Origin of the sequence: Paenibacillus aquistagni (assembly GCF_900177815.1) — a bacterium.
In the GTDB taxonomy this organism is placed as follows: Bacteria; Bacillota; Bacilli; order Paenibacillales; family Paenibacillaceae; genus Paenibacillus_B; species Paenibacillus_B aquistagni.
In genome coordinates this window covers 89,158-106,121 of record NZ_FXAZ01000001.1, presented here as the reverse complement: position 1 = coordinate 106,121, position 16,964 = coordinate 89,158, and the positions used below count along the sequence as shown (strand labels likewise).

The following is a 16,964-nucleotide window of genomic DNA, read 5'->3' as shown; positions in this document are numbered from 1 at the left end:
TGCAAGAGATAAGGGACGCTATTTATCGAACTTCTTAACGCGCATAGGCTTCGTTCTTTAACCTAGCACCGATCACACTAGCGATTCTTTTTGCGCATCATATCGAAATAATGGACAGGCTGATCAACCTTGATTCGAACAAGCTGCAAAGGATGGCGCGCTGCATCGAGAACTTGGCCTTCTGTATCCCAAATGGCATCCACCTTCTGCTTGAAGAAGGTACCATTGGGACCAAAGAATTCAACTTCGGTTCCTGGCTTAAAGTGATTGCGCTGCTGAATAGTAGCCATTCTCGTGCTCTCATCGTAATCCATAACTAGACCTGCAAAATCATAAGGGGTTGACTTTTGCTCTGGCTCGTAAATATGATCCTCATGATCAGGCTCTTCATAGAAGAAGCCCGTATTCACAGGACGATTTGCAGCCTTATTGATCTCCTCAATCCATTCTGGATTCAGCTCATAGTTGTCCGGATCTTCCATGTAAGCATCAATCGCCTGACGATAGACATTAATAACCGTCGCTACGTAGTGAATCGATCTCATGCGTCCTTCCACCTTGAAGCTGTCGATGCCAGCATCAATTAGGTCTGGCAAATGCTCAAGCAAGCATTGATCCTTCGCGCTCATGGAGAACTCGTTTTGCCCCTCTTGGAACAACGGCAGCTGCGTAATGCCTACGCGAAACTGCTCCAGCACCGGCTCGCCTTCAGCTTCGGTCTGGCTGATCCATTCGTCGAGGTCATCGCGCGCATCTTCGAACAAGTCGTATTTCCAGCGGCAGGATTGGCAGCAGCCTCCACGGTTCGAATCCCGATCCGTGAAGTGGTTCGACAAGGTGCATCGGCCGGAATAAGAAGAGCACGCTGCTCCATGAATGAAGGCTTCAATCTCGATATCCACGTGCTCCTTGATCTCAGCAATCTCGTCAATGCTCGTCTCACGTGCAAGCACGACGCGAGGAGCTCCCTCATCCTTCCAGAACTGAACGGTCTGCCAGTTCGAGATTGACTGCTGCGTACTGATGTGAACCTCAAGCTTCGGGGCCACACGCTGCGCGGTCTCGATAATGATCGGGTCTGCCGCTATGATCGCACTGATTCCCGCATCTTGGAGGTTCAGCAAATATTCCTCAATGCCCTCTAAATCCTCATTGTGGGCATAAATGTTCGTCGCAACGAATACTTTTGCTCCGTATTTCTTTGCAAATTCAACGCCCTCGCGCATCTCTTCAAAGCTGAAGTTGTCCGCATTCGAGCGCAGTCCATACTTCTGGCCGCCGATGTATACCGCGTCGGCGCCATAGTGGATGGCGAACTTGAGCTTTTCCAAGTTGCCGGCGGGAGCGAGCAGTTCCGGCTTATCGAGACGGTTACGTTTTCCGTTGTATTTATGCTTTACTTTTGTTGTCATCGGCTTCACGCCCCCTTCTTAATACATCTGTTCTTTATAGAAAAATCCAAACGACAGCTCGCGTTCTGGATCTTGAAGTGTTCGAATCTCATCCATCCATTCTGGCTTGAATGCATAGCCTTCGGGATCTTTGGCATATTCATCTATCGCACGGCGATAAGCGCGAAGCACCGCTTCGTTATATACTCGCGGCTTAAGCAAGCTCTCTATCTTGAAGCTGTCGAGCTTAGCATCCAGCAACAGCTTCAAGTCCTCTAGGATGCATACATCATCAGAGCTCATAATATAAGCCCCATACTCATCCTCATAAACAGGGAACTTCTCATCTTGACGTTCCTTCTCAATGAGGAACAGCTTGCGCTCCAGGCCCACATGCTCTGTGTCCTCTTCCTTGCCGATATGGCGTAGATAGTGCTGGATTAAGTGGCGCTTCGAGTGATAGATGTTGGTCATTCCATGCACTTGAACCTCCACTTCCATATCCGGCAGCTGCTTCTTGATCTCAATAACCTGATCCATATTCAGCTCGCGTGCCAGCACGATGCGGCTTGCGCCACGCTTCTGCCAATATGTCGCAGTGGCATAGTTGGTTGAAGTCATTTCCGCATTCCAATGCAGCTTCAAGCTAGGTGCCGCTATTCTGGACGTCATCAATACCGACGGGTCGCCATATGTGATCCCATCAATCCCTACGCGCTCAAGTTCAGCCAAATATTGCTGAAGCCCTGGCAATGCATCGTTGTGAAAAATATGGTTAACCGCCGCATAGAGCTTCGCTCCATGCTCATGCACCATCGGCAGCGCGGCCTGTATATGTTCAAGGGTCATCTGTCCCGGCAAACGCATACCATACTTGGACTCTCCTACCGTAATTGCGGTTGCTCCAGCTTCCAAATAAGCCTTCACTTCCTCAAGCGTCCCCGCCGTAATGAGCAGTTCTGGTTTTGTTGTCATGAAATCACCACTTTACTGTTTACTCTTCTCAATATTGCGCAGATGCTCATCATAGGTCTTAGCAAATAAATGAGTTTGGGTACCGTCTTTTTTCGTTACATAATAGAAGTAATCCGATGCTTCCGGACTTAACGCTGCCTTAATCGATTCGATGCTCGGGCTTGCGATTGGTCCTGGCGGAAGTCCATCATGCTTGTACGAATTGTACGGGCTATCAATTTCCAAATCCTTATAATACAGCCGTTCCTTCGGCTTGTCCAGCGCATACTGAATCGTCGCATCGATCTGCAAGCGCATCGGTTTGTTCAATCGATTATAGATTACGCCTGCCACAAGCGCACGTTCTTCATCCACAACCACTTCGCGCTCCACAAGCGAAGCGACGGTAAGCAGCTCCTGCAAATTCATCTTGCGCGCCTGCAGCTTCTCATCGAAGTCTTGAATCTCAATTAATCTCTTTTCTGTCTCTTTGATCATACGAATGATCATATCCTCAGCGCTTGTGCCTACTGCGAATTCATACGTTTCCGGGAACAAATAGCCTTCAAGGCCATGCTTTACCTGATCATTGGGCTTAGGAAGATTCAGCGTGATCCCCTCTGGCTTCGACTTCGCGATCTTGTCTGCTGCTTGCAGGAACGCCGCTTTTTCCACAATGCCCTGTTCGCTTAGATCAGCTGCTATTTGCTCAATCGTATAACCCTCTGGAACCGTCACCCGCACCGTCTCGACAGGAATAACCTCACCATCGTTAAGCTTTTGAATAATCGCTTCATAGGTGCTGCTTGGTTCAAACGCATATTCCCCTGCCTTAAAGGAAGATCCCTGATTGTTATACTTTAAATAAAGCTTAAAGAGCATCGCATTTTTTATGACGCCTTGCTGTTCGAGCTTGTCTGCGATGGCTGATGTTCCGGTTCCATGCTCAATCGTAACCTCAGTTGGCTTGTCCTGCCCTTGAACGGGCTTCATTCCATTCCATACATACCAAGCACCCGCACCAATAATTAAAATAATAACAGAAAATAAAGCGAGTGCTGCTTTTGCCGCTGTCCTCAATAGATCACTCTCCTACATGGAAAAAGAGCGGTCGTTAGCCGCCCTTTTCTTGTGAATTACATGCTTCAGCCCCACTATACCCGCTTAACGCTTCCATATAGCTGTATAAGTTGTTCCTTACCATCGTTCAACTTATATAGATGGGTCAGATGAAGAAAGCGTAATCTTACTGTTCTTCATCCAGCTCTTCTGAATAGGCTACCTCGTCATAGGCTTCCATAACCTCTTCCCACTCTTCATCGCTGTCGATCGTCTCTAGCTGCCATGTTCCATGTTCGTCCTTTACCATGCGAAGAGCTTCGGGTTCATATTGTCCCTCTTGATCCTGTACAATCGCGTAGCTATGTCCATCAACCTCGAATTCAGCAAGAAGATCAAAAAAACGGCTCTTGCCTTCTTCATCGGTCATTTCAAGCGCGCTTCCATATTGCTTCGATAGTTCATCGATAAATTTGAGTTGAACGGCTTCACTCACGCCTTACAGCTCCTCTTCTGAATCGACCAGTGTGTTAAAAGTCTCTTCAACAATATTCCACTCTTCTTCATCTTCGATGATAAAGAGCTTCAAATCGTCTCCGTCTTCTTCATAACGGAAGGCATAGACCTCATCTGTTTCCTCATCCTCTGAATCCACAGGGACGACCATCATATATTTGTTATCGGAACCATCAACCTCGAATTTCATAATGACTTCGAACTCTTCTTCATTGCCCTCGTCATCTGGAATATAGATAATTTCCGGTTCCTCATGTGCATGGTTGTCATGTGCCATTGTTAACCCCTCACCTTCTAGATTGATAGTCGAGATATGTTTGTAAAATAATCGTTGCTGCCATTTTATCAACTACTTGTCTGCGCTTCTTGCGGCTGACATCCGCTTCGAGCAGGGTCCGCTCTGCAGACACGGTGCTCAAGCGCTCATCCCATAGGTGAACGGGCAACCCAAGTGACTGCCTTAATGTCTCCGCAAAGGATATGCTGATCTCGCCTCGCGGCCCGACTGTGCCGTTCATATTCTTTGGCAAGCCAAGCACGATCGCTTCGACCTCATGATCCTTTACGATCGTTTCCAAACGCTTTAAAACCTTTTCTTCACTGGTGCGAACAATAACCTCAAGCCCCTGCGCTGTCCAACCAAACGCATCGCTTACAGCCACACCAATCTTGCGATCTCCATAGTCCAATCCTAATATTCTCATGATCGTCTCCTACAGCTCAAGTTCACAACGCTTGAACAGAACATTCAAGCAGCATGGCCCATACAGGATTAACGGTGATGACTAAGATAGAACCGAACCAGTTCTTCGATCAGTTCATCTCTTTCCTTTTTCCGTACGAGGCTTCGAGCATTGTTATGACGTGGAATATAAGCTGGATCCCCGGAGAGCAGGTATCCGACGATCTGGTTGATCGGATTGTACTCCTTCTCCTTCAACGCATCATACACAGACAATAGGATGTCTTGACTGGATGTCGCTTGCTCTTCAGCTGTTACATTGAATTTCATCGTCTTATCCAACGAACTCATCGTCATCACCTCGCTTTTCTCTTATCATAACACAACCCAAGTCAAACAAAAAATATCCTCGTGATAACCGTGTCCCAATATTTGTGCCAGACTTATGAACATAGAGGCATATAGAAGCACTCTTCTACTATTATATACCCAAGATGCTTCTTATACGCCTCTATTCCAAATCATCTTCTGCTGCAGCTGTCTTCTCACTTAAGCTTTACTACCTGCTTATGATTGAATCCATCCTCAGCGAATGATCTTGCTATTCACTGAAAATGAACGGTTGAGTATGACTTACGCATCTGCTTGATCGCTGACTAGCTTATCTACAAGCATAAGCGCTTCTTGAATCTTGCTTGCGTCTTTGCCGCCAGCCTGCGCCATATCTGGACGACCGCCACCGCCGCCGCCAGTCACAGCAGCAATCTCCTTGATCAGCTTGCCTGCATGGAAGCCTTTCTTCACAAGCTCTGGAGCCACAGACACCACAAAGTTTACCTTGCCCTCAGCAACAGCGCCAAGAACAACAATCGTGTCTGGAAGCTTCGACTTCAGCTCATCCGCCGTCGTCCGAATGGCATCCATGCCATTGGCTTGAATCTCAGCAGCGAGCACCTGCACACCTGCGATGGAGCGAACTTTATCCGTTAATTGGCCTGCTTCAATGCTTGAGAGCTTCGCATTCAGCGATTCGTTCTCACGCTGCAATTCCTTCTCGCGCAAGAACATGCCCTCGATGCGTTTTGGCACGTCTTGGATGTTGGATTTGAGCAATTGAGCGGACTGCTTCAAAAGATCCAGCTGCTCATCCATGTATTGATAAGCAAAGCGGCCCGTTACTGCCTCAATGCGGCGAACACCAGAGCCAATGCCGCTCTCGCTTACAACTTTGAACAAGCCGATCTCCGATGTATTCTTCACATGCACGCCACCGCAAAGCTCGATGCTGTATGTGCCTACTTGAACGACGCGCACAACGTCTCCATATTTTTCCCCGAACAAGGCCATCGCGCCAAGAGCCTTAGCCTTATCAATGCTCATCTCTTCGATGACAATCGGCGTGCTCTTCCAGATCTGCTCATTAACGCGGCGCTCAATGTCTTGAAGCTCTTCTGGCTTGATGCTGCCAAGCTGTGTGAAGTCAAAGCGAAGACGCTCTTCTTCCACAAGGGAGCCTGCTTGATTGACATGCTCGCCAAGCACATCCTTCAGCGCGCGATGCAAAAGATGCGTTGCGGTGTGGTTCTTAATGATCGAATCACGCTCAGCACGATCAACAGAAGCGGTAAGCTCCATTCCTGCTTTAAGTGTGCCTGACTCTACCGTAACAGCATGCACGTGCTGACCATGAGGTGCTTTCTTTACATTGGTCACGATGGCTTTCAGCGCGTTAGACGTAAGCACGCCATTGTCGCTCACTTGGCCGCCGCTCTCGGCATAGAACGGGGTTTGATCAAGGATGACTTGGCAGGTTGATCCTGCAGCCGCCTCTTCTACGAGCGCCTCATCGACAATGACCGCGAGCACTTTAGCACTAGCCTCTACCTGCTGATAACCAATAAAGGAGCTTGGAGTGGTGTAGTCGGCAAGGGCTCCGCCTTGAACCTTCATGCTCTCCACATCCTGACGCGCTGCGCGTGCACGGTCACGCTGCTCCTGCATCGCCTGCTCGAAGCCATCATGGTCGACGCTCAGCCCATGCTCGGCTGCATAATCCTCCGTCAAGTCGAGCGGGAAGCCATAAGTATCATACAGCTTGAAGGCTTCTGGACCATTGATCTGCGAGCGGCCTTCTGCCTTTGCCGCAGCTGCCATCTCAGACAAGATGTTCAAGCCATCCGTCAATGTCTCATGGAAGCGCTCCTCTTCATTTTTAACAACCTTCTCAATGAACTCGCGCTTCTCAACAATATCTGGGTAGTGTCCACCCATCACATCGCCTACTGTCTTCACAAGCTCAACCATGAATGGACGCTCAATGCCTAGCACCTTGCCATAACGTACCGCGCGACGAAGCAAGCGCCGAATAATGTATCCGCGGCCTTCATTGGAAGGAAGCACACCATCCCCTACAGCAAATACAACCGTACGGATATGGTCTGCAACGACCTTGAACGCAACATCATGCTCTTCATTGTTCTTGTAAGGCACGCCAGCGATGCGGCTCGTCGCTTCAATGATCGGAATAAAGAGATCGGTATCGAAGTTGGAGTCCACATCTTGAAGAATGGATGCGAAGCGCTCAAGTCCTGCGCCTGTATCAATGTTTTTATTAGGAAGCGGCGTATAGCTGCCGTCTTTGTTGTGATTGAATTGTGAAAATACCAGGTTCCATACTTCCAAGTAGCGCTCATTCTCGCCGCTAGGATAGCATTCTGGATCGTTAGGGTCCCCGTAGGATTCGCCGCGATCGTAGAAGATCTCTGTACAAGGTCCGCATGGACCTTCGCCGATATCCCAGAAGTTGTCCTCTGTCTTGATAATGCGTTCTTCCGGAAGGCCAATCTTCTCATTCCAGAAACGGAAGGCTTCTTCATCCTCAGGATATACCGTGACATAGAGGCGATTTGGATCAAAGCCGATCCACTGCTTGTCTGTCAGGAACTCCCACGCCCAAGTGATAACTTCTTCCTTGAAGTAATCGCCAATGGAAAAGTTGCCGAGCATTTCAAAAAAGGTGTGGTGGCGTCGTGTCTTGCCTACATTCTCGATATCATTCGTACGAATGCACTTTTGCGAGTTCGCAATGCGTGGATTCTCCGGCTTCACGCGGCCGTCGAAATAAGGCTTTAGCGGCGCCATCCCCGCATTGATCCATAGCAAAGACGGGTCGTTATGCGGCACCAACGAAGCGCTTGGCTCGATGTGATGGCCTTTGCTCTCGAAGAATGCCAACCATTTGGAACGTATCTCACTTGCTTTCATCAAAGATTCCTCCTGAACATGTTCTATAAAAATAAAAAACGCCCCTGTAAAATACAGGGACGATGAGCATCGCGGTACCACCCTGGTTATCGCGCCTATCTGTGTAGACAGCGCACGATCTCCTTGAGCGTCGATAACGGAACGACCCGGTGAAGTCCTTTCACACTCTGAAACTAGCTTTCAACAGTTCTTCATGGCAAGAATTATTTCAGCCTGGCAGTGGCAAAAGGCTCTATTAGCTAATGAAGCAAGACGCTGCATCGCTAATCTTCTCTCACGCTGCACTGTAATTCTTTCTCTGGTCCAAGGGCTTCTGTTTACTTCGGTTTCTTCAACGTTTTTCATTGTTCAAACCTATACCATTAATTCATCAAAAGTATATTTTACCGCGCTCATTTTGTCAAATAATTCACCTGAACGAGCAGCCTCTCAAGCATGACTGCCGCTTGAGCGCGCGTGGCGGCTCCTTGCGGGTCGAATGTATTCGCGGTAACGCCTGCAATGAGGCCCGAAGACACCGAGCGAATCACCGCCTCTTTCGCATAAGAGGAGATGCGGCCTCGATCCTTGAAGCCCTGAAGCACACTGCTGTTGTAAGAGGTATCCCGCTTCACAACATCCATGGCTCGAACAAGCATTACGGCCATCTGCTCGCGCGTAATATTCTGATTCGGCCGGAACGTGCCATTCTCATAGCCGCCGATGATGCCTGCCTTCGCAGCAGCGCCAATATAGGCTGCCATCGGATGGGAAGAGCCTACATCCGAAAAGGCATTTGCATCGCTTGCATTCGCTTCGAGTCCAAAGGAGCGTGCAAGCAATACGGCAAATTGCCCCCTTGTTACAGAGGCGTTCGGCGCAAATCGACTGCTGCTGACACCTTCTATAATAAACTTATTCGCTAGATGTGCAATGGACGCCTGTGCCCAGTGTGCTCGAATATCGCTAAAGCTCTTGCTCCGCTCAACGGCAGCAAACACTTCATGATCCATAGGATAGAAATGAAGCACGGATAAGCCTCCATTATGCTTCATCCTGTTCGGGATGTACTGCAGCCGCTGCTGGGATCGATCATATCGGATCATCGTCGTCCGCTGACTGCTAACTGTTCCCATCGTCTTCACTCTCGCCTCCATCGGAACTTGAAGCGCATGAGTGGCGGATTGAGCCGCATAAGCCGAAAGATAAAAATCAATCGGCAGCACCTTCAGCAGAGCGCCGCTGTCCTCTATGGCGCCTAACATCGTGCCTGCCTGCTTGGCGGCTTCTTCAATCTGAAGCTGAATGTAGATGGAAGACGAGTAGCCGAACTGACGCTTGATCTGACTTATATTCAGCTTATCAATCGGCAGCGTGTATAAAATATGACCATAGCGCACCGAGAACTTTGCGTCTTTTTCCTTTGCATGAATCTCCTCTAGCACTTGAAGCGGTACAGCAACCATTGCTGCTTTCTCGCTAACTGGAACCTCAAAAGCAAGATGATGGTCTTGGCTGAAGCGAACTGCGTACTGCAGCGCGTCTCGTAATTTGCTCTCAGATACCGTATACTTTTTGATCGATTCGCCATATCGGGATCGCTCGCTTGAGGTGGATGCGGCTTCAGATTGAAGCAAGTAAAGGTTGGCATCCAAAAAAGCATCATATGGCGCTTGAACGACATATTCCGGTCTACCCGATGCTTGATCGGTCTGATTAGATAACGCTGCATTCCCAAAGGCTGCTACCTTGTTGCCGTTGGCATCCTGCAGCGGCGTATTGCCAGGCACATAAGTTAAGGATACATTCGCAGCAGCACTCACAGGCTTATCAAGCACCAACGTAACAGTAGCCTGCTGCATGCTGATCCTGTTCACGCTACGAAGAACATTGGAATCATACACATAAAATTGATTGGAAGCTGGCATGCTGCTCACATCTAGCTTCTCAGAGAATACAAGGGTGACAACACTGCCTTTCACGATACCCGACTTCAGTGTTGGCGCTGTATGATCCGAAGCATCGGTGACGTTCTTATAGGAAAAACCGCCTGCCGCATTGCCCGCCAGATCGCGAATCCTCGGTTCCCCAGGCACATAGGACACTTTTACTTTATCTCCGTCTTTAACGCCCGCACTTAATGTTAGAACGACGGTGTGATTCAATACCTGCACTCGATCTACATATCGTGCGATATCGTTTACAAGCACGGAATAATGACTCTTCATCGGAACATCGTCGGGATCAAGAAGCTCATTGTATGTCAGTGTGAGCAGATTGCCCTTGACCGAGGTCGTCTCAAGTGTAGGCGCCTTAGTATCCTGCAGGTTCTGGACGAGCTGCTCTTTTATCGCAGACAGCGGGTTGCCTGCTTTATCCTTAAGCGGATAAGAACCTGGCGTGTAAGACAGCTTCGCCACCTGGCCGTTGGAAACAGAGGACTGCAAGGTTAGCGTTATCGTATTAGAGGAACTCTGCTCGATGCGTCTTACGGACACGGCGCGGTTATCAGAGGTGACTTTGAACTGAGAAGCAGCATTCGAAGACACCTGTTCAAGAGCCTCGCTGAATGTAAGCTTAAGTGTTGAGCCTGACAACACCGCATTTGTCATCTTGGGAGCAGTCGTGTCCTGACCATTCTCAATGAGCACGGCTCCAATATCACTGGCACGATTGCCTGCTCGATCCTCCACACCGCTTTCTTGGCTTGATGGAGCATAAGCAAGAACAATTACCTGACCTGCAGCAACACCGCTGCTAAGTTTTACTTCTACCGCGTTGTCTTTAACGGATACGCGGCTGATCGTACGCTCCTCGCCATTTACGAGCACACGATAAGCGCTCTTAGGAGGAACTGCGTTCGTATTCAAGGCTTCATTATAGGTAAGCTTTATCGTCTCACTGTTGATCATGCGATAGGACTGAATAACAGGAGGTGTCGTGTCTGCTGATAATGCTTTGGTTGTAAAGCGCCAGTTATCCCCTTCCGCAATCCCGCGAAACAGATGCTTATCCTTATCGCGGAACGCCCCTTTATCCACGATAATAGCAATCTGCTCATTCAGCTGGAAGTCCTTACTCGGATTGATCTTAATGGTCTTCGTCCCTTCGCCTGTAACACGCGAAGAGGTAACAGGGAGCTTCTCTAGAACTGTATCACGCGTAATGGACTTTATTGTAATGTAACCCTCGTGCGCCCATACGGGTTCATTAAAGGTAATCGATAAGCTGCTGCCTACGGTTATGTCGCGCTGGCCCGCTGCTGGCGAGTACGACACAGCATATGGAGCGGAAGCATCCACAGATGTTTTAAACAGCCATGCATCTGGACCATATTGCCCGACGAAATCTCCCCGCTCTCCTTTAAAGGTCCCGTAGCCGATTGTCACATAATAAGAGCTTTCCCACGCCAAGCGCGTACCAAGCTTCCAATTAACCGTCCTGTCATCATCGGACAGCGTCACATTGCGGTCCTTTACCGAGCTCCGCCATACTTCTTTGTGACTTGAAGCCTCATAGACAATCAGATCGCCGCTTCCTTTATCCACCTCTTCGTCAAACGTAAACCGAAGTACAGGCTGATCCACCTTCGTTAGGGTCGACTGATGGCCTGGCTCAAAGGAAATAATTTTAGGCGCACGATAACTGTTTTGCTGAGTGTCTTGAAATGACGCGTCTAAGGAACCTGGCGCTGCTACGCGTTCACTGCCTGCTTGCACGGTAGGATCAGCAGCAGCCCCCGCGACTATTGAGCCTTCAATCATAAATAAAGAAACCAGCAAGGTTATAAAGGTCTTTTTTACCACTCATATCCCTCACTTTTCCATGGAATTCATTGCCTATGCTTTATAGACGTGACTTCCTTACATTTGTTTTATTTATTTTTCAAAATAGTTCCTTATACCCTGACTGAGCGCAAAGCGGCATCTTTCATAAGCGATTCGAACATTAAATACGGGACTTTAGTGGATATTTCACCTGTTTTTTGACAGCATTTGATATATCTTGAGCTTTCTCACACCCATTAAGGCCCTGTACTTGAAATTAAAAGGAGCGCCCCTTGCAAGTCCTGATCTGAAATAAATGGTTAGGATGCGTTTTTTCGCAGTAATGCAGGGGATTGTGGCATCTTTCAACATAATCAGGAGCTGCTGATGGCATGAGGCTGAATTCAAATGAAATGGAAAATTTGTGCGTTATTCACCTTCAATTGCAGCTTAAATTTGACCACTGTTCATAGGACATAATGCTCATGATTATGCAGTAGCAGTACGCTACAATATGCTTAGCCTTAATGGCAACATATGGAATTTATATTTTTTTCCTAAAGGAGGGCTGCCTGCACTTCGTTCGCACCGATGATGAAGCACAGCATCATATCCCGAAAGGAGACCACCGCTTGAACTCAAAAACGATACGCAAACCCCTAGCCGGAATACTCTCACTGGCCATGCTGGCCGCTATGCTCTTCCCGGCAATCACTCCTGCTTACGCCCAAGAAGAAGCAGCGAAGGAGTCCTTATCACCCAAGATAACCTCTAGATTGTCGCCCAAGCTTCAGATTCCCGGCCAGCCGAGCACATCACCATCACCTCTTGCAAACAACTTCATCTTGCAATCAGACAGCGATGAACCCATCACCGTCATCGTCGAGTTAAGCCATGAGCCAATCGCCTTATTTCAATCCCATTCATCCACAAGCAAAACCTCCACCGCTGACCAAGAACGCAAAATCCGCCTAGAGCATCTAGCATTCAAGACACAAGCGCAAAACAATTTGAATATTGGCTTTAATCGAGAGTATACCAAAGCATTCAATGGCTACTCTGTCGTAATTCCCGCGAATGAAGTTGATCGATTGACCCGGCTTCCTAGTGTAAAAGCGGTTTATCCGAATCTCGAATATAAGACGCTGCCTGTGGACAACGGATATGTATTCAAGCCCCTCATGGATGAAAGCGCTCCCTATATTGGAGCGGACAAGCTGTGGGATCTTGATGTCACCGGCAAAGGCATTAAGGTTGGCGTATTGGATACTGGCGTCGATATGAATCATCCGAGCCTCCAAGGTGCTTATAAGGGCGGCTGGGACTTCGTGGATAATGACGATAATCCAATGGAAACCCTCCCCGATTCGTCGAAGCCGCCATTAGCAGATGGAACGGAATATCAGACCACTCATGGCACCCATGTATCCGGCACCATCGTTGGACGTGGCGATCCGGATGATCCGACAGGCTCCACTGGATGGGTGAGAGGCGTAGCACCTGAAGCCGATCTGTATGTATACCGGGTACTTGGCCCTTATGGTAGAGGATCAACAGAGAATATTATCGCAGCTATCGAGCGATCGATAACGGATAAGATGGACGTCATCAACCTTTCCCTGGGAGGAAAGTTCAACAACGCCTTCACTGCTGATTCGGTAGCTGTCAACAATGCCATGCTGGCAGGCGTTACGGTTGTGCTGGCAGCAGGCAACGAAGGACCCGAACCGGGGACGGTCAGCACGCCTGGCGGAGCTCATATCCCAATCTCCGTTGGCGCCTCCACCCCTCCGCTGATCACGCCTACCTTCACTTCAGCAGGCATCGACACCTTGTACGCGCAGCTGGCTGAATACGCTCCTGAGATTACGGAGCAAGGCAAGACCTTAGAAGCAGTCTATGCAAGCCTTGGCAAGCCTGAAGATTACAGCAGCTTGGATGCTGCTGGGAAGCTCGTTCTTGTCATGCGCGGCGATATCAGCTTCCAAGAGAAGGCCGTCAACGCGGCCAAAGCTGGAGCTGCTGCACTTATCATCTTCAACAATGCGCCTGGTGAGCTCAAAGCAACGCTTGGCGCCGAAGGCCAATATGCGCCTACTTACACTATTTCAAGAGAAGCGGGTCTAGCCCTCTTAAACAATATCGAGCAAGGAGTAACATCCATTGCGTTCAACACCGTTCAAGAGCAAGATCTCCTCGCTGACTTCAGCTCCCGCGGCCCTATCTACCCTGACTACACCATCAAGCCCGACCTTACCGCACCTGGTGTCGCCATCCGTTCATCCGTTCCTTCATGGAATGGGGACTACAGCAATGCGTACAAGGATTCTCAAGGGACCAGCATGGCTGCTCCTCATATAGCAGGCGCGGCTGCCCTGCTGCTGGAACAATATCAGCATAAGATTAAAACATCAGAGCTTAAAGCATTGCTGATGAACAATGCGGTGCCTATTAAAGATCGCAGCCAGCGCGTCTATTCGGTTACGGAACAAGGCTCTGGGCGTGTCGATCTGAACGAGACAATCAAAGCACAGGCCATTGCGCTTGTACAAGCTTCCACAAGCGCAACAAAGGATAAAGCAAGCATCGTGTATGAGACAGGCGGGGTGTCCTTCGGCTTAGTGCCATCAGGCACACGAAGCCAAACCATTAAGGTAAAGGATATCGCCCAAGCAGCGCAAAGCTATGCGATATCAAGCACTTGGAGCGGCACCGGCAATGGGATTCATCTGTCATTCGATCACAGCACCATCGACGTGCCGGCCAATGGAGAAGCCAGCTTTAACGTGCAGGTTGAAGTGCCGACACAGGCCCCAGAAGGCATCTACGAGGGGATCATTACCTTGACGGAAGCGACGACGCAGCATTTGCTGCGCTTGCCTGTCAGCTTGTACATCGGTCAAGCGTTTGAAATCGATGCCATCACAGATGTGAAGGTAGAGCCTATGCTGTTCTCTCCTAACGGCGAATCCCCGCAGCAGGCAACTGACGTCACCTTCGCCGTCAACAAACCGCTAGACAAGGTGTCGATGAGTGTAACTGACATCGTATACGGCGACTTCATGGGCACCATGTATACGAGCATGGAAGAACATCATCCGAACCTCTATGGTGTAGAAGGATGGGACGGCACGGTGTTGAATAACGGCCAGTCGACGCCGCTGCCTGACGGCTTGTATAGTCTCACACCAGTAGCCAATGAGGAAGAGCTTGACAATCAGGCAGGCTCGTTCATTATTGATCGCGAGGCACCTGAGTCCGTATTGGATGAAGAAGCTCTGATCGTTGACCCGCTTGATCCAAGCATGGGTGTTATTCGTGGAAAGGTTACGAAGGATTTGCTGATGGAATTGTTCCCTGCGGATCTTCCAATAAGCGCGTACATTGCCGTAGCGGCACTGGATATGTACGGTGCACAGTATGACGGCATTATTGAAGAAGACGGTACATTTACCGTACGTGTACCGCTCGGCATAGGCATGAACCAATATGACCTGTTTGTATATGATTCGGCTTTAAACGGCACATTAGCTCCAGCTCATCAAATAGAGCACTTCATTCCTGAAGCGGTGGCGGCCTCAGTAAGCAAGGCAAATGTGCAAACAGGAGAGGCATTTGATGTGAAGGTCGAGTATTCCGTAACCGAAGAGGTATACGCCGCATCCTTCAGTCTCACCTATGACAGCAAGCTGACTGTCTTGCAGATGTCGCCAAGCGTTACAATGGCTACGTATCAGCAAGAGCACTTCCCAGGCACCCCACTTCAAATTGACATAGACACCAAAGAGGAGCCGAATGGCATGACAACCTTGAATTACAGCGTGAGCTTAAGCGGTGGCGCCGTCCCTAACTTCGGCAGCATCGCAACAATCTCCTTCGTGAGCGATCATGAAGGAAAATACGACTTCAAGCTCAGTCAGGCAAGGTTGTACAATGCAAATCGCGAGGAGATTCCAATCCAACATGTCCTGCCGGGTACCGTCAATGTGAAGAAGCCTAACGTTCCGAACCCAGAGCCTGAGCCGCCGACTTCGCCTTCTTGGCCAGGAGGATTTATTGGTATGGATACTTCCAGCAAGACCTTGAAGGCAGGAAAGCTGGTAGAGACCAAGCAAGACCAGATCGTCAAAGCGGTGTTCAACATCGATGCCGAGACTGTGAAAAAGCAGCTCCAAGACAGCACCGTCAAGCAGGTTCTGCTTGATATAAGCGATATTCCTTTTAAGGAGTACAGCGAAGTTGCCTTCAGGCTGGACAAATCTACTGTCGAACAGCTGCTGGAGTCGAAGAAAGGCCTGATGCTGTCGGCTGCGGAATTCAGTCTCTTGCTTCCATCTGAATCGATCAAGCCGCTTGTTGGCACAGATGGATTCGAGCTGGTCCTATCCCTTGCAGAGCACAAGGAGAAAGGGTTCAGCAAAGATGGCGGCGAAACAACCTTCACTTCTCCCATGATCACTATCCGTGGTCCAGAAAATGTAAAGAGCACCTCAATGGAAATGACCATGAAGCAGACGGTGCGCACCAAGGATATTCGCAAGGCTGCCTTATATGCTCTTGATCTTGACCAAGCGAAAAACAGCGTCTGGAATTATGATCAAGCAGGCATAAAGGCAAAGAACAAGCAGGCGATCACCTTCGCAATCACCCAGTTTGGCACCTACACCGCAGCAGAACATGCAAGAACGTTCAGAGATATCGTGCTGCACTGGGCCAAGGATGAGATTGAGGTCATTGCTGCACATGGTTTGCTTCGAGGCAAAGACCGTATTGACACCTTCAAGCCAAGCGACATCCTTACTCAAGCGGAATTCGCCACTTTGCTTGATCGCATGACGAATAACGGCATGACATGGGAAGAGCGGATCGCTGAGCCTGGAGCACGCAAGCCAATTACCCGCGAGAAGATGGTAGTCATGCTTGTACAGGCCTTAAAAGCAGACCTGTCCCAAACGAGCTCAACAGCTGGCTTTAAAGACGAGGCTCTCATCTCTTCCGAGGCAAAAGCTGCTGTCGCGTACGCCGTCAGCAAAGGGTTCATCAAAGGCATGAGCAATAATACATTTGACCCGACAGGCACAACCACGCGTGCGCAGGCTGCCATTCTTTTGTACCGCGTAATGAACGACCAATAGAGTACGGTAAGAAGAGATAATCTCTATCCTCGCCATTCCAAGATGAGCGAGCGCGTTTAAAGGCAGGTTGCAACGACAAAGAGCATCTGCGACTACAAGAAGTCTGGTCCGCATCGCCAAATCGAATTCCGGTTTCGTCTATAACTCAACTTATACCTTCTATTATCATTAAAAAAGCAGAAATCCTGGCTAATGACATGGGACTGACCCATACAGG

Annotated in this window: 10 protein-coding genes; 1 reads left to right on the top strand and 9 read right to left on the bottom strand. The window is 49.2% G+C overall.

The features are described 5' to 3' along the window. Positions 1-77: 77 nt before the first annotated feature. From B9Y93_RS00540 to B9Y93_RS00500, 9 genes are all read right to left on the bottom strand, one after another. Positions 78-1,412: a peptidase U32 family protein gene (locus tag B9Y93_RS00540; RefSeq protein ID WP_085492423.1), complete on the bottom strand. Its 1,335-nt coding sequence runs from the start codon at positions 1,410-1,412 to the stop codon at positions 78-80. An 18-nt stretch (positions 1,413-1,430) separates the two neighbouring features. Then, a complete protein-coding gene (locus tag B9Y93_RS00535; RefSeq protein ID WP_085492422.1) occupies positions 1,431-2,366 on the bottom strand; it encodes a peptidase U32 family protein in 936 nt (311 codons plus the stop codon). Between the two features lie 12 nt (positions 2,367-2,378). Beyond that, entirely contained in the window at positions 2,379-3,425 is a 1,047-nt protein-coding gene (gene mltG, locus B9Y93_RS00530) for an endolytic transglycosylase MltG (RefSeq protein WP_085492421.1), read from the bottom strand. 166 nt (positions 3,426-3,591) lie between these two features. After that, positions 3,592-3,900, bottom strand: a complete 309-nt coding sequence (locus B9Y93_RS00525; RefSeq protein ID WP_244903251.1) for a DUF1292 domain-containing protein — start codon at positions 3,898-3,900, stop codon at positions 3,592-3,594. A 3-nt stretch (positions 3,901-3,903) separates the two neighbouring features. Then, positions 3,904-4,197: a DUF1292 domain-containing protein gene (locus B9Y93_RS00520; RefSeq protein ID WP_085492420.1), complete on the bottom strand. Its 294-nt coding sequence runs from the start codon at positions 4,195-4,197 to the stop codon at positions 3,904-3,906. 10 nt (positions 4,198-4,207) lie between these two features. Beyond that, a complete protein-coding gene (ruvX, locus tag B9Y93_RS00515) occupies positions 4,208-4,624 on the bottom strand; it encodes a Holliday junction resolvase RuvX (protein ID WP_085492419.1) in 417 nt (138 codons plus the stop codon). Between the two features lie 68 nt (positions 4,625-4,692). Next, positions 4,693-4,953 (bottom strand): IreB family regulatory phosphoprotein, encoded by a 261-nt coding sequence (locus B9Y93_RS00510; protein WP_085493893.1) that lies wholly within the window; start codon positions 4,951-4,953, stop codon positions 4,693-4,695. Between the two features lie 282 nt (positions 4,954-5,235). Beyond that, the gene (gene alaS, locus B9Y93_RS00505) at positions 5,236-7,866 is read right to left on the bottom strand and encodes an alanine--tRNA ligase (RefSeq protein ID WP_085492418.1); all 2,631 of its coding nucleotides are present in this window, start codon (positions 7,864-7,866) and stop codon (positions 5,236-5,238) included. A gap of 392 nt (positions 7,867-8,258) precedes the next feature. Continuing rightward, positions 8,259-11,651 carry a SwmB domain-containing protein gene (locus B9Y93_RS00500; protein ID WP_085492417.1) on the bottom strand — a complete coding sequence of 1,131 codons (3,393 nt, stop codon included), beginning with the start codon at positions 11,649-11,651 and terminating at the stop codon, positions 8,259-8,261. Positions 11,652-12,244: 593 nt separating this feature from the next. Between B9Y93_RS00500 and B9Y93_RS25000 the strand changes: the two genes are divergently transcribed. Then, positions 12,245-16,747 carry a S8 family serine peptidase gene (locus tag B9Y93_RS25000; protein WP_176228806.1) on the top strand — a complete coding sequence of 1,501 codons (4,503 nt, stop codon included), beginning with the start codon at positions 12,245-12,247 and terminating at the stop codon, positions 16,745-16,747. Positions 16,748-16,964 lie beyond the last annotated feature (217 nt).

Bases quoted from the DNA above. Each gene is read 5' to 3' on its own strand.
- B9Y93_RS00510 (WP_085493893.1), bottom strand. From the start codon at position 4,953: ATGAGTTCGTTGGATAAGACGATGAAATTCAATGTAACAGCTGAAGAG.
- alaS (WP_085492418.1), bottom strand. From the start codon at position 7,866: ATGAAAGCAAGTGAGATACGTTCCAAATGGTTGGCATTCTTCGAGAGC.
- ruvX (WP_085492419.1), bottom strand. From the start codon at position 4,624: ATGAGAATATTAGGATTGGACTATGGAGATCGCAAGATTGGTGTGGCT.
- B9Y93_RS00540 (WP_085492423.1), bottom strand. From the start codon at position 1,412: ATGACAACAAAAGTAAAGCATAAATACAACGGAAAACGTAACCGTCTC.
- B9Y93_RS00520 (WP_085492420.1), bottom strand. From the start codon at position 4,197: ATGGCACATGACAACCATGCACATGAGGAACCGGAAATTATCTATATT.
- B9Y93_RS00535 (WP_085492422.1), bottom strand. From the start codon at position 2,366: ATGACAACAAAACCAGAACTGCTCATTACGGCGGGGACGCTTGAGGAA.